Raw genomic sequence first — 13,524 nt, forward strand, 5'->3', positions numbered from 1 at the left:
TTTTCAGGCTGTTGGCGAATTTCATGACTGCAGTACCACGCCGCTGTCGTCGTACCAGCTGATGTACACCGACTGGTCCCAGGTCGGCCGGGCGACGTGGCGCTCGGCGTTGGCCATGAAAGCCTGGACGATCATCCCGGAGGCCAGCTTGATGTAGTACACCGAGTGGCCGCCAAGGTAGGCGATGTCGTAGACGGTGCCCTGGGCCCAGTTGTGCCCGGCGTGTTCCAGGTTGTCCGGCTTCTGCGCGCTGATCATCACCTTCTCCGGCCGCAGCGCGTAGGTGATGCGCTTGTCCTCGGCGCGGGTGCTGATGCCGTGGCCGATGTAGATCGGGTTCTCCAGCTGCGGGCAGGCGATCACCGCATGGTCCTGCACGTCCTCCACCAGCACGCCGTCGAACAGGTTGACGTTGCCGATGAACTCACAGACCAGGCGGCTCGCCGGGGTCTCGTAGATGTCCATCGGGCTGCCGATCTGCTCGATGCAGCCCAGGTGCATGATGGCGATGCGCTGGGCCATGGTCATGGCCTCTTCCTGGTCGTGGGTCACCATCACGCAGGTCACGCCGACGCGCTCGATGATCTCCACCAGTTCCAGTTGCATCTGCGAGCGCAGCTTCTTGTCCAGCGCGCCCATCGGCTCGTCGAGCAGCAGCAGCTTCGGCCGCTTGGCCAGCGAACGGGCCAGGGCCACCCGCTGGCGCTGGCCGCCGGAGAGCTGGTGCGGCTTGCGCTTGGCGTACTGGGTCATGTGCACCAGCTTGAGCATCTCGGCCACGCGCTCGTCGATCTCGGCCTTGGGCAGGCCGTCCTGCTTGAGGCCGAAGGCGATGTTCTGCGCCACGCTCATGTGCGGGAACAGCGCATAGGACTGGAACATCATGTTGATCGGTCGCTCGTAGGGCGGCAGGTCGGTGATGTCCTGGCCATCGAGGAAGATCCGCCCCTCGGTGGGCCGCTCGAAACCGGCGAGCATGCGCAACAGGGTGGATTTACCCGAGCCGGAGCCGCCGAGCAGGGCGAAGATCTCGCCCTTGTTGATGGTCAGGGACACGGTGTCCACCGCCAGCGTCTCGTCGAACTGCTTGGTTACCCGGTCGATCTTTACCAGCACCTCTTTCGGCTGCTGGTTGCCCTCTAGGGCTTTCTTGTAGGCACCGGAGGCTATCGCCATTACCACAACTCCCAAGTCGTTGAGCCCGGTCACGCTACCGGGCGGAATTTGAACTTATTTGCCGGTCTTGATCCGGGTCCAGGTACGGGTCTGCAGGCGCAGCACCTTGGCCGGCAACACGGCGGAAACGTAGAGCTTGTCGAGCACGGCCTGCGGCGGATACACCTCCTCGCTGTCGCTGACGCTCTTGTCCATCAGCGGGCGGGCCCCCGGTATCGCGTTGGCGTAGCCGACGTAGTCGCTGACCTTGGCGATCACCTCCGGACGCAGCAGGTAGTCGATGAACGCATAGGCGTTATCGGCGGCCTTGGCATCGGCGGGAATCGCCATCAGGTCGAACCACAGGTTGGCGCCTTCCTTGGGAATCACGTACTGGATGTCGATGCCCTTGCCGGCCTCTTCGGCGCGGGCAGCGGCCTGGAAGACGTCCCCGGAATAGCCGAAGGCGACGCAGATGTTGCCGTTGGCCAGGTCGGAGATGTACTTGGAGGAGTGGAAGTAGCTGACGTAGGGGCGAACCTTGGTCAGGACTTCCTCGGCCTTCTTGTAGTCCTTCGGGTCGTGGGTGTTGGGATCCAGCCCCAGGTAGTTGAGGGCGGCGGGCAGCATCTCGTCACCGCTGTCCATGAAGGCCACGCCGCACTTGGCGAGCTTCTTCATGTTCTCCGGCTCGAAGAGGATGGCCCAGGAGTCGATCGGCTGGTCACCGAGGACTTCCTTGACCTTGGCCACGTTGTAACCGATGCCGTTGGTGCCCCACAGGTAGGGAACCGCGTACTGGTTGCCCGGGTCGCTGACCTCCAGTTGCTTGAGCAGCGCCGGATCGAGGTTCTTCCAGTTCGGCAGCTTGCTCTTGTCCAGCTTCTGGAAGGCACCGGCCTGGATCTGCTTGCCGAGGAAGTTGTTCGACGGCACCACGATGTCATAGCCGGAGTGGCCGGAGACCAGCTTGCCCTCGAGGGTCTCGTTGGAGTCGAAGACGTCGTAGCTGACGTCGATCCCGCTCTCCTTGGTGAAGTCCTTGAGGGTGGTGGGAGCGATGTAATCGGTCCAGTTATAGATGTGCAGGCTCTTCTTCTCCGCCTGCACGGGGCCCGCGATCGCCGTAGCCAGAGCGGCTACCAGCAGTGTCTTGCCAATGGAATGTTGCATGTCCGACTCCTGTTCCGGGCCTTTTCACGGCAGCACCCTGCCTGTTCGACCCGTGTTCTTCAAGTGCCGATGTAAGCCCAGATCACTCGGGTTTCATGACAACCCGACGATTCCGCCGGGAAACATGAGTGAGCTGGGTTCCCTACCGGCGTGTTGGTTTCAGGTTTTCCGGGCCCTCGGCCCCGGTGCGAGCGACACGACCGGCCCCGGCGCGGCAGATTGGCGCAGCGCCCATGGCAGCGTCTTCGTCGTCGATACTGCGTCCGGTCGTCGGGCCCCCAGGAGGAAGCGTCTGGACGAACGGGCAAAAGAGTCGAACCTCTTCGCAGGGGAGCGTGGCCGGAGGAAACCCGGCCGCGTTCCGGTTCTCTCGTGCCGGAGCGCCGGCGGCTTCAGGCGCCGCCGGGCTCCTCGCGGATCACTTGCCGGACTTGATCTTGGTCCAGCTGCGGGTCATCGCCCGCTGGGTCTTGGCCGGCAGGTCGGGGAAGGTATACAGCTTCTTCATGACCTCTTCGCTCGGGTAGATGCCCGGGTCGTTGCGGATCGCCTCGGACACCAGCGGGGTGGCCGCCGCGTTGCCGTTGGGGAACTGAACCACGTCGGTGATCTCGGCCATGATTTCCGGCTTCATCAGGAAGTTGACGAAGGCCAGGGCGCCCTCGGTGTTCTCGGCGTCCTTCGGAATGGCGACCATGTCGAAGAAGCTGCCGGCGCCTTCCTTGGGAATGTTGTACTTGACGGTGACCTTGTTCTTCGCCTCTTCGGCGCGGGACTTGGCCTGGTAGATGTCGCCGGAGTAGCCGATGGCGACGCAGATGTTGCCGTTGGCCAGGTCGGAAATGTACTTCGACGAGTGGAAGTAGGTGACGTAGGGACGGATCTTCAGGAACAGCTCTTCGGCCGCCTTGAGTTCCTTGGGATTGTCGGTGTCCGGCTTGTAGCCGAGATAATGCAGGGCCGCCGGGAGGATCTCGGTCGGCGAGTCGAGGAAGCTGACGCCGCACTGCTTCAGCTTCTGGATGTTCTCCGGCTTGAATACCAGGTCCCAGGAATCCACCGGCGCGTTGTCGCCGAAGGCCGCCTTGACCTTGTCCGGGTTGTAGCCGATGCCGATGGTGCCCCACATGTAGGGAATCGCATGCTCGTTGCCCGGGTCGCTGACTTCCAGGGTGTGCATCAGGTCCTTGTTCAGGTTCTTCCAGTTCGGCAGCTTGGACTTGTCGAGTTTCTGGTAGACCCCGGCCTTGATCTGCTTGGCGAGGAAGGAGTTGGACGGCACCACCACGTCGTACCCGGACTTGCCCGCCAGCAACTTGGCTTCCAGCACTTCGTTGCTGTCGTAGACGTCGTAGACGACCTTGATCCCGGTTTCCTTGGTGAACTTCTCCAGGGTGTCCGGCGCGATGTAGTCGGACCAGTTGTACACGTGCAGCACCTTGTTGTCCGCAGCCTGCGCCATACCGGCCACAGAGCCCGCCAAGGTCAGGGCGAGCAGGGTCTTACCGAAACGTTTCATCATGCGGGGTAGCTCCATTTTTGTTGAAGTATCCGGGCGGTGGCGCAACCGATCGCGTCACCACCCGGTGAGCCTGGCCAACGCACTGGCGCAGTCTGGCAAAAGTCCGCTCAGGGACTCAAGCCAGGACGGCGGCGGCGGTCTGATCGAGGCACTTGCGCGCCAGGGTGATCAACTCATCGATCTGCGACGGATCGATCACCAGCGGCGGCGAGATAATCATAGTGTCGCCCACCGCGCGCATGATCAAACCGTTGCGGAAACAATGTTCCCGGCACAGCATCCCGACGCCCTTGTCGGTGAAACGCTCGCGGGTCTTCTTGTTCTTGACCAGCTCCAGGGCGGCGACCATGCCGACCCCGCGCGCTTCGCCCACCAACGGGTGGTCGGCCAGCTCCTGCCAGCGTTTCTGCAAATACGGTGCCGTTTCCGCCTTGACCTTCTCGATGATCTTCTCTTCGCGCAGGATGCGGATGTTCTCCAGGGCCACGGCGGCCGCCACCGGGTGACCGGAATAGGTGAAGCCGTGGTAGAACTCGCCGCCCTGGTTGAGCACTTCGACGATCTCGTCGCGCACCACCACCCCGCCCATGGGGATGTAGCCGGAGGTGAGGCCCTTGGCGATCGGCATCAGGTCCGGGGCGTTGCCGTAGTACTGGCTGCCGAACCACTCGCCGGTACGGCCGAAGCCGCAGATCACTTCGTCGGCGATGAACAGGATGTCGTACTTGGCGAGGATCTCGCGGATCTTCGGCCAGTAGGTGTCCGGCGGGACGATCACGCCGCCGGCGCCCTGGATCGGCTCGGCGATGAAGGCGGCGACGTTTTCCTCGCCCACTTCGAGAATCTTCTTCTCCAGCTGCTCGGCGGCCCAGACGCCGAACTCGTCCGGCGACATGTCGCCGCCCTCGCCGTACCAGTAGGGCTGGGCGATGTGGACGATGCCCGGGATGGGGAAATCACCCTGCTCATGCAACGCCTTCATGCCGCCCAGGCTGACGCCGGCGACGGTGGAGCCGTGGTAGCCGTTCCAGCGGCCGATCACCACTTTCTTCTGCGGCTGGCCCTTGGTCGCCCAATAGTGGCGGACCATACGCAGCACGGTGTCGTTGGCCTCGGAGCCGGAGCCGGTGAAGAACACGTGGTTCATGCCTTCCGGAGCGACGTCGGCGATCGCCTTGGCCAGCTCGACCACCGGCGGGTGGGCGGTCTGGAAGAACAGGTTGTAGAACGGCAACTCGCGCATCTGCCGGGTGGCGGCCTGGACCAGCTCCTCGCGGCCGTAGCCGACGTTGACGCACCAGAGGCCGGCCATCGCATCGAGGATCTTGTTGCCCTCGCTGTCCCAGATATAGACGCCTTCGGCCTTGGTGATGATCCGCGCGCCCTTCTCGTTCAACTGCTTGTAGTCGGTGAACGGCGGCAGATGGTGGTCGCGGCTCAACGCCTGCCACTCACGGGTCTTGGCATTGGTGATTTGGCTGTTCATGTCACACCTCTTCTATTCAAGACTGTCCGGGAGCGGCGGACCACGCCGGCCGCCCCCGGTCAGGATCAAACGGAAAGCAGGAGGAATTCCCGCTCCCAGGAGCTGATTACCCGCTTGAAATTCTCGTGCTCCGCACGCTTCACCGCGACGTAGCCGCTGATGAACTTGCTGCCGAGATACTGCTCGAGGGGCTTGCAGTTCTCCATGCGCTCTAGCGCCGCTTCGATCGTCAGCGGCAGGCGCAGGTTGCGGCGTTCATAGCCGCGACCTTTGACCTGGGCGCTCGGCTTGATGCCTTCGACCATGCCGATGTAGCCGCACAGCAGGCTGGCAGCCAGCGCCAGGTAAGGGTTGGCGTCGGCGCCGGCGAGACGGTTCTCGACCCGGCGGTTCTCCGGGCTGGAGTCCGGCACGCGCAGGCCGACGGTACGGTTCTCTTCGCCCCACTCGACGTTCACCGGCGCCGAGGTATCGGGCAGGAAGCGGCGGAACGAGTTCACGTTGGGCGCGAACAGCGGCAGCACTTCCGGGATGAACTTCTGCAGGCCGCCGATATGGTGCAGGAACAGCTCGCTCATGGTGCCGTCGGCATTGGAGAAGATGTTCTTGCCGGTCTTCACGTCGACGATGCTCTGGTGCAGGTGCATCGCGCTGCCCGGCTCGCCGGTCATCGGCTTGGCCATGAAGGTCGCGGCGACGTTGTGCTTGAGCGCGGCCTCGCGCATGGTGCGCTTGAACACCAGGATCTGGTCGGCCAGGTCGAGGGCGTCGCCATGACGGAAGTTGATCTCCATCTGCGCGGTGCCTTCCTCGTGGATCAGCGTATCCAGGTCAAGGCCCTGGGCCTCGCACCAGTCGTACATGTCCTCGAACAGCGGGTCGAACTCGTTGGCGGCGTCGATGGAGAACGACTGACGCCCGGTTTCCTGGCGTCCGGAGCGGCCCACCGGGGCCTGCAACGGATAGTCGGGGTCGTCGCTGCGCTTGGTCAGGTAGAACTCCATCTCTGGCGCCACGATCGGCCGCCAGCCCTTGTCGGCATACATCTTCAACACGCGCTTGAGGATGTTGCGCGGCGACAGCTCGATGGGATTGCCGAGCTTGTCGAAGGTGTCGTGGATCACCATCGCGGTGGGCTCGATGGCCCAGGGGACGAGGAACACGGCATTCTCGTCCGGGCGGCAGACCATATCGATGTCGGCCGGGTCGAGCAGGTCGTAGTAAATGTCGTCTTCCACGTAGTCGCCGGTGACGGTCTGCAGCAGAACGCTCTCCGGCAGGCGCATGCCCTTTTCCGCGATGAATTTGTTGGTCGGCGAGATCTTGCCGCGGGCGATGCCTGTCAGATCGGAAATCAGGCATTCCACTTCGGTGATCTTGCGTTCCTTCAGCCAGCTGGTCAGCTGGTCTAACTTGGTAGTCATAAAGACCTCAGGGTTGAGAGTCCGGCCCCAACAGCCGGACTCAACGTTGCCCCGCCCTCTTGCTGCAGGCCTTACCGAAAGCCTGGAAGATAGCGAGATAGTTGGGGTTCGTCAGAACCTGCCACTCCGGGTGCCATTGCACACCAAGAGCGAAGGCTTTTGCACCTTCTACGGAGATGGCTTCGACCAACCCGTCAGGCGCCAGTGCTTCTACTCGAAGGCCCGGCGCCAGACGATCAACGCCCTGGCCATGGATGGAATTGACCTGGAACTCGCTCGGCAAGCCGATACCGGCGAGCACTCCGCCCGGCTGCACATGCATGGCATGGCGCGGCGCGTACTGAACCTCGAGCGGCTGGTCGGCCGGCTCGCGGTGGTCCATGAAGGTTCCGACCTCGTGCACCTTCTGGTGCAGGCTGCCGCCGAAAGCCACGTTCATTTCCTGGAAACCGCGGCAGATGCCGAGGACCGGAATGCCGGCGTCGATGGCGGCGCGGACCAGCGGCAACGTGGTGGCGTCGCGGTCGGAGTCGTGGAGGGTGCCGGGCTCGCTCGCCGGTCCACTATAATGACGGGGCTCGACGTTCGACGGCGAGCCAGTGAAGAGCAAGCCGTCGACGCTGTCCAGCAGGGCTGCCTGGTCGATCGACTCGCCCAGCGCAGGAATGATCAGCGGGAGACCGCCAGCGCCGTTGACGACGGCACGCAGATATTTGTCGCCGGCAATGTGGTAGGGATGAAGACCGATCTGCTTGGTGCAGGCGGTGACGCCGATTAACGGCAGGCGAGACATGAGACACCCGTTGTTTGTAGATGTTATGGGGTTTGGCCGAGCTTAGCGTTGTTCATTTTTTTACACAATAGGCCTGTAAAAAATTGAACACGCACTCCTGAACACCCTTCGACGCGAGGTTTTTTTCGGCTTTTCGTCCGGCGAAAATGCCCTGAAAACGGCCTCAACGCCCCACAAGAGGGCATTTTTGGCGGCTATTGACATCCCACAGGCTTTCGGATTGACTCATAGCCTACCCCCCGCATGATTGAAATTTTTAACAAAAAAGGTGTTGCATCATGTCGGTACCCCAGCGTGCCGTTCAGCTCACTGAACCGAGCGAGTTCCTCAAGGAACATCCCGAGGTCCAGTTCGTCGACCTCCTTATTGCAGACATGAATGGCGTGGTTCGCGGCAAGCGGATCGAACGCAACAGTCTGAACAAAGTCTTCGAAAAAGGTATCAACCTTCCCGCTTCCCTGTTCGCCCTCGATATCACCGGCTCCACCGTAGAGAGTACCGGCCTGGGTCTCGACATCGGCGACGCCGACCGGATCTGCTACCCGATCCCCGGCACCCTCTCCATGGAACCCTGGCAGAAGCGCCCGACCGCGCAACTGCTGATGACCATGCACGAACTGGAAGGCGAGCCGTTCTTCGCCGACCCCCGCGAAGTCCTGCGCCAGGTGGTGGCCAGGTTCACCGAGATGGAACTGACCATCGTCGCCGCCTTCGAGCTGGAGTTCTACCTGATCGACCAGGAGAACGTGAACGGCCGGCCGCAACCGCCGCGCTCGCCGATCTCCGGCAAACGTCCGCAGTCGGTGCAGGTGTACTCCATCGACGACCTCGACGAATACGTCGAGTGCCTCCAGGACATCATCGACGGCGCCCGCGCCCAGGGCATCCCGGCCGACGCCATCGTCGCCGAATCCGCACCGGCGCAGTTCGAGGTCAACCTCAACCACGTCAACGACGCCCTCAAGGCCTGCGACCACGCGGTGCTGCTCAAGCGCCTGGTCAAGAACATCGCCTACGACCACGAGATGGACACCACCTTCATGGCCAAGCCCTATCCGGGCCAGGCCGGGAACGGACTGCACGTGCATATCTCGCTGCTCGACAAGCATGGCAACAACATCTTCACCAGCGAGGATCCCGAGCAGAACGCCGCATTGCGCCATGCGATCGGCGGTGTGCTCGAGACCCTGCCGGCCTCCATGGCCTTCCTCTGCCCGAACGTCAACTCCTACCGCCGCTTCGGTTCGCAGTTCTACGTGCCGAACGCGCCGAGCTGGGGCCTGGACAACCGCACCGTGGCCCTGCGCGTGCCCACCGGCAGCCCGGACGCGGTACGCCTGGAACATCGGGTGGCCGGTGCCGACGCCAACCCCTACCTGCTACTGGCAGCGGTGCTGGCAGGCGTTCATCACGGGCTGACCAACAAGGTCGAGCCGGGCGCGCCGATCGAAGGCAACTCCTACGAGCAGATGGAGCCGAGCCTGCCGAACAACCTGCGCGACGCCCTGCGAGAGCTGGACGAAAGCGAGATCATGGCGAAGTACATCGACCCGAAGTACATCGACATCTTCGTCGCCTGCAAGGAAAGCGAGCTGGAGGAGTTCGAGCACTCGATCTCCGACCTCGAGTACAACTGGTACCTGCATACCGTCTGAGGTAGCGGTATCGGCGCGCCGGTCCTGGGCCGGCGCCGTACGCAGCGAAATCCGGGGCGGTTTCGCAGACACTCAACGCGGGGGCGTCTGTGTCTGGGAAACCGCCCCGGTCCTTTTCTCGGAACCGGGAAATGTGCGCCACGGCACAGCCTGCCGCCACGCCTCCCGCCAGACTCGATGCTGGCCTGCATCAATGCCTCTGCCGCCTGGCTCCGGCACCATCGTCCGCTCCGTTCCGTCCAGCGAGAAGATTCCATGCCCCGCCTTTCCGCCCTGCTGTTCCTCGCCCTCGCACCCTGGCTGGCCCAGGCCGAGGAGACCCTGCGCGTCTACAACTGGAACGACTACATCGACCCACAGGTGCTCGAGTCCTTCCAGAAGGACACCGGCATCCGCGTCGAGTACCACACCTTCGCCACCGCCGAGGAACTGGACAAGGCGCTGCGCAGTGGCGAGGCGATCGACGTCGCCGTCCCCTCCCACGACACCCTGCCGGCCCTGCTGAAGGACAACCTGCTGCGGCCGCTGGACTTCACCCAGCTGCCCAACCGCAGCCATCTCGACCGTCAATTGCTGAGCAAACTGGCCGCGGTCGATCCTGACAATCGCCACGCCGTCCCCTATCTATGGGGTGCCGTAGGCCTGGCCATCAATACCCCGCAGGCCGAAGCCGCCTATGGCGGGCCGCTGCCCAACAGCTGGAGCCTGCTGTTCGACGCCAGCCAGAGCCAGCGCCTGAAAAGCTGCGGCATCAGCCTGCTGGACGCGCCGGACGAAACCCTGGCGATCCTCCTCAACTACCAGGGCCGCAACCTCGGTCGTACTGCGCCGAGCCAGGTACGCCGCGCCGCCGAGGCGCTGCACGGACTGCGACCGAACCTGCGCTACGTCGACAGCGAGCGCTACATCGCCGACCTCGAAGGCGGTCGCCTCTGCCTGGCCATGGCCTGGGTCGGCGACGCCCTGCGCGCGGCCAAGGCGGGCCAGCCGGTAAGTTTCGAGGTACCGCAGGAAGGCTCGGTGCTGTTCATCGACAACCTGGTGATCCCGGCCGGCGCCCAGCATCCACGCGAGGCGCACCGTTTCATCGACTACCTGATGCAACCAAAGATCGCCGCACAGATCACCGCCGCCACCCTCTACCCCAGCGGCAACGCCGACGCCGCCGGCTTCCTCGATCCCGCCCTGCGCCAGCAACCGGGCCTGTATCCGGACCGCGACACCAGCCGCCGCCTGTTCGCCCTGGAAACGCCGCCGGAAAAGCTCCGGCCGGTGGTCGACGAGATCTGGAAGGCCTTCCGCGGCGCCAGCCACTGAGCGGCTTGCTCCGGTCGCGTGAGCTGGCGTCCAATAGCCGCTCACGCCCGGAGACCCGCCATGCAGCCCACCTCGTCCACCCGCAAGCCCCGCGCCAGCAGCCAGGCCCGGATCGCCGCGATCCTCGACGCCGCCCGCGGCCTGCTCGCCGACGAAGGCATCGGCGGCCTGACCATCTATAGCGTGGCCGAACGCGCGGAAATGCCGCCATCGTCGGTCTACCACTTCTTCCCCAGCGTGCCGGCCCTGCTCCAGGGGCTGACCGGCGAGGTCCACGCCGCCTTCCGCGCGTGCCTCGAACAGCCGGTGGACCATGCAGGCCTGCGCTGCTGGCGCGACCTGTCGCGGATCGTCGAGGAGCGCATGCTGGCGGTCTACGCCCGCGACGCGGCGGCCCGCCAACTGATTCTCGCCAGCCACGGCCTGGCCGAAGTCACCCAGGCCGATCGCCAGCATGACGTGCAACTCGGCCAGGCCATGCGCGCCCTGTTCGAGCGGCATTTCCTGCTGCCACCGCTGCCGACCGATATCGAGATCTTCAGCCTGGCCATGGAGCTAGGCGATCGCGTCTACGCATTGTCGGTCCAGCGTCACGGGATCATCGACGCACGCCTGGCGGAAGAAGGCATGCGGGTGTTCGACGCCTACCTGGGGCTCTACCTGCCGCCGATCCTGGAAAAGCGTAGCGAACCATTATCCGGATTTATATCCGATTTAAATCGATAGAAAATCCATGACACCCTCTTAAACCGCTTCACAGTCCGATTTTTATCGGATATAAATCCGCCCATCACTCGATCGGGCGCGACACCCCGTTCCCGCCCGCCCGACCCACAACCGGCCGCCGCCAAGCCCGGCAGCCATCCGAGCCAGCACACGAGGTGCTCCATGACCCGCAACGTCACCGTCGCCGCCACCCAGATGGCCTGCTCCTGGGATCGTCCGGCGAACATCGCCCGCGCCGAGAAACTGGTGCGCCAGGCCGCCGCCAGGGGTGCGCAGATCATCCTGATCCAGGAACTGTTCGAGACCCCCTACTTCTGCCAGAAGCCGAACCCGGACTACCTGCAGCTGGCCACCACGGTCGAGGAGAACGCCGCCATCGCCCACTTCCAGGCCCTCGCCCGGGAGTTGCAGGTGGTATTGCCGATCAGCTTCTTCGAACGCGCCGGGCGCGCCCGCTTCAACAGCATCGCGGTCATCGACGCCGATGGCGGCAACCTCGGGGTCTACCGCAAGAGCCACATCCCGGACGGCCCGGGCTACCACGAGAAGTACTACTTCAATCCGGGCGACACCGGCTTCAAGGTCTGGCAGACCCGCTACGCACGGATCGGCGTCGGTATCTGCTGGGACCAGTGGTTCCCCGAATCGGCGCGCAGCATGGCCTTGCTCGGCGCGGAACTCCTGTTCTACCCGACCGCCATCGGTAGCGAACCGCACGACGCCAGCATCAGCTCGCGCGATCACTGGCAGCGCGTGCAGCAAGGCCATGCCGGAGCCAACCTGATGCCGCTGGTGGCTTCCAACCGCATCGGCCGCGAGGAGCAGGATGGCTACGACATCACCTTCTATGGTTCTTCGTTCATCGCCGACCCGTTCGGCGAGAAAGTCGAGGAGCTGAACCGCACCGAGGAAGGTATCCTTGTCCACACCTTCGACCTCGATGCGCTGGAGCGCACCCGCAGCGCCTGGGGCGTGTTCCGCGACCGCCGGCCGAACCTCTACGGTCCGCTGAAGACCCTGGACGGTTCGCTGGAGTCGTGAGGCCTCGGGAAACGATCCGCGCGGGGACGCCCCGCGCATTCCGCGCCGGCGTCCGCCGCGCATAGCAACGATTTCAGGAGCAGCGATGAGCAACCCGACCAGCACCCCACGCGCCGACGGCTTCCGCATGCCCGCCGAATGGGAACCCCACGAGCAGACCTGGATGGTCTGGCCGGAACGCCCGGACAACTGGCGCAACGGCGGCAAGCCGGCCCAGGCGGCCTTCGCCGCGGTGGCCAAGGCCATCGCGCGCTTCGAGCCGGTCACCGTCTGCGCCAGCGCCGGGCAGTACGAGAACGCGCGCGCACGCCTCGACGACGGCAACATCCGCGTCGTGGAAATCAGCAGCGACGATGCCTGGGTCCGCGACACCGGCCCGACCTTCGTCATCGACGACAAGGGCGATGTACGCGGCGTCGACTGGGGCTTCAACGCCTGGGGCGGCTTCGAAGGCGGCCTGTACTTCCCCTGGCAGCGCGACGACCAGGTGGCACGCAAGATCCTCGAGATCGAACGGCGCGCCCGCTACCGCACCGACGACTTCGTCCTCGAGGGCGGCTCGATCCACGTCGACGGCGAAGGCACGCTGATCACCACCGAGGAATGCCTGCTCAACCACAACCGCAACCCGCACCTGAGCCAGGCGGAGATCGAGCGGACCCTGCGCGACTACCTTGCGGTGGAGAGCATCATCTGGCTGCCGAACGGCCTCTACAACGACGAGACCGACGGCCACGTCGACAACTTCTGCTGCTACGTGCGTCCCGGCGAGGTGCTGCTGGCCTGGACCGACGACCAGGACGACCCGAACTACCTGCGCTGCCAGGCCGCCCTCCGCGTGCTGGAAGAAAGCCGCGACGCCAAGGGACGCAAGCTGGTGGTACACAAGATGCCGATCCCCGGCCCGCTGTACGCGACCCAGGAAGAGTGCGACGGCGTGGATATCGTCGAGGGCAGCCAGCCGCGCGATCCCTCCATTCGCCTGGCCGGCTCCTACGTGAACTTCCTGATCGTCAACGGCGGCATCATCGCGCCGAGCTTCGACGATCCCAAGGACGCCGAGGCCAGGGCGATCCTCCAGCGCGTGTTCCCCGAGCACGAGGTGGTGATGGTCCCGGGGCGCGAGATCCTCCTCGGCGGCGGCAACATCCATTGCATCACCCAGCAGCAACCGGCGCCGCGCAAGGCCTGACGGGCATCCCGCAGGGCGGATGGCCAGCCGCGGCGCTGTT

General features: G+C 64.3%; 11 protein-coding genes. 5 read left to right on the plus strand and 6 right to left on the minus strand.

The window, feature by feature from the left end:
- Positions 1–21: 21 nt before the first annotated feature.
- The 6 genes from potA to HMPREF1224_RS25965 all read right to left on the minus strand — a co-directional run bounded on the left by potA (position 22) and on the right by HMPREF1224_RS25965 (position 7,553).
- Entirely contained in the window at positions 22–1,176 is a 1,155-nt protein-coding gene (potA, locus tag HMPREF1224_RS25940) for a polyamine ABC transporter ATP-binding protein (protein ID WP_003084303.1), read from the minus strand.
- 54 nt (positions 1,177–1,230) lie between these two features.
- Positions 1,231–2,328, minus strand: a complete 1,098-nt coding sequence (gene spuE / locus HMPREF1224_RS25945) for a spermidine-binding protein SpuE (RefSeq protein ID WP_003084301.1) — start codon at positions 2,326–2,328, stop codon at positions 1,231–1,233.
- A gap of 418 nt (positions 2,329–2,746) precedes the next feature.
- Entirely contained in the window at positions 2,747–3,850 is a 1,104-nt protein-coding gene (spuD, locus tag HMPREF1224_RS25950; RefSeq protein WP_003084299.1) for a putrescine-binding protein SpuD, read from the minus strand.
- A gap of 115 nt (positions 3,851–3,965) precedes the next feature.
- Positions 3,966–5,336, minus strand: coding sequence for a putrescine--pyruvate aminotransferase (spuC, locus tag HMPREF1224_RS25955; RefSeq protein WP_003084297.1), 1,371 nt, complete (start codon positions 5,334–5,336; stop codon positions 3,966–3,968).
- A 65-nt stretch (positions 5,337–5,401) separates the two neighbouring features.
- Positions 5,402–6,760: a glutamine synthetase family protein gene (locus tag HMPREF1224_RS25960; protein WP_003084290.1), complete on the minus strand. Its 1,359-nt coding sequence runs from the start codon at positions 6,758–6,760 to the stop codon at positions 5,402–5,404.
- Positions 6,761–6,800: 40 nt separating this feature from the next.
- Positions 6,801–7,553: a gamma-glutamyl-gamma-aminobutyrate hydrolase family protein gene (locus tag HMPREF1224_RS25965; protein ID WP_003112938.1), complete on the minus strand. Its 753-nt coding sequence runs from the start codon at positions 7,551–7,553 to the stop codon at positions 6,801–6,803.
- 278 nt (positions 7,554–7,831) lie between these two features.
- Between HMPREF1224_RS25965 and HMPREF1224_RS25970 the strand changes: the two genes are divergently transcribed.
- From HMPREF1224_RS25970 to aguA, 5 genes are all read left to right on the plus strand, one after another.
- Positions 7,832–9,208: a glutamine synthetase family protein gene (locus HMPREF1224_RS25970; RefSeq protein WP_003112937.1), complete on the plus strand. Its 1,377-nt coding sequence runs from the start codon at positions 7,832–7,834 to the stop codon at positions 9,206–9,208.
- A 255-nt stretch (positions 9,209–9,463) separates the two neighbouring features.
- Positions 9,464–10,525, plus strand: coding sequence for a polyamine ABC transporter substrate-binding protein (locus HMPREF1224_RS25975; RefSeq protein WP_003107781.1), 1,062 nt, complete (start codon positions 9,464–9,466; stop codon positions 10,523–10,525).
- 60 nt (positions 10,526–10,585) lie between these two features.
- Entirely contained in the window at positions 10,586–11,251 is a 666-nt protein-coding gene (locus tag HMPREF1224_RS25980; protein WP_003107783.1) for a TetR/AcrR family transcriptional regulator, read from the plus strand.
- A gap of 162 nt (positions 11,252–11,413) precedes the next feature.
- A complete protein-coding gene (gene aguB, locus HMPREF1224_RS25985) occupies positions 11,414–12,292 on the plus strand; it encodes an N-carbamoylputrescine amidase (RefSeq protein WP_003111119.1) in 879 nt (292 codons plus the stop codon).
- 85 nt (positions 12,293–12,377) lie between these two features.
- Positions 12,378–13,484, plus strand: coding sequence for an agmatine deiminase (aguA, locus tag HMPREF1224_RS25990; RefSeq protein ID WP_003118139.1), 1,107 nt, complete (start codon positions 12,378–12,380; stop codon positions 13,482–13,484).
- Positions 13,485–13,524: the final 40 nt, after the last annotated feature.

This window comes from Pseudomonas sp. P179, assembly GCF_000478485.2.
Taxonomy (GTDB): Bacteria; Pseudomonadota; Gammaproteobacteria; order Pseudomonadales; family Pseudomonadaceae; genus Pseudomonas; species Pseudomonas aeruginosa.

Bases quoted from the DNA above. Each gene is read 5' to 3' on its own strand.
- potA (WP_003084303.1), bottom strand. From the start codon at position 1,176: ATGGCGATAGCCTCCGGTGCCTACAAGAAAGCCCTAGAGGGCAACCAG.
- spuE (WP_003084301.1), bottom strand. From the start codon at position 2,328: ATGCAACATTCCATTGGCAAGACACTGCTGGTAGCCGCTCTGGCTACG.
- spuD (WP_003084299.1), bottom strand. From the start codon at position 3,850: ATGATGAAACGTTTCGGTAAGACCCTGCTCGCCCTGACCTTGGCGGGC.
- spuC (WP_003084297.1), bottom strand. From the start codon at position 5,336: ATGAACAGCCAAATCACCAATGCCAAGACCCGTGAGTGGCAGGCGTTG.
- HMPREF1224_RS25960 (WP_003084290.1), bottom strand. From the start codon at position 6,760: ATGACTACCAAGTTAGACCAGCTGACCAGCTGGCTGAAGGAACGCAAG.
- HMPREF1224_RS25965 (WP_003112938.1), bottom strand. From the start codon at position 7,553: ATGTCTCGCCTGCCGTTAATCGGCGTCACCGCCTGCACCAAGCAGATC.
- HMPREF1224_RS25970 (WP_003112937.1), top strand. From the start codon at position 7,832: ATGTCGGTACCCCAGCGTGCCGTTCAGCTCACTGAACCGAGCGAGTTC.
- HMPREF1224_RS25975 (WP_003107781.1), top strand. From the start codon at position 9,464: ATGCCCCGCCTTTCCGCCCTGCTGTTCCTCGCCCTCGCACCCTGGCTG.
- HMPREF1224_RS25980 (WP_003107783.1), top strand. From the start codon at position 10,586: ATGCAGCCCACCTCGTCCACCCGCAAGCCCCGCGCCAGCAGCCAGGCC.
- aguB (WP_003111119.1), top strand. From the start codon at position 11,414: ATGACCCGCAACGTCACCGTCGCCGCCACCCAGATGGCCTGCTCCTGG.
- aguA (WP_003118139.1), top strand. From the start codon at position 12,378: ATGAGCAACCCGACCAGCACCCCACGCGCCGACGGCTTCCGCATGCCC.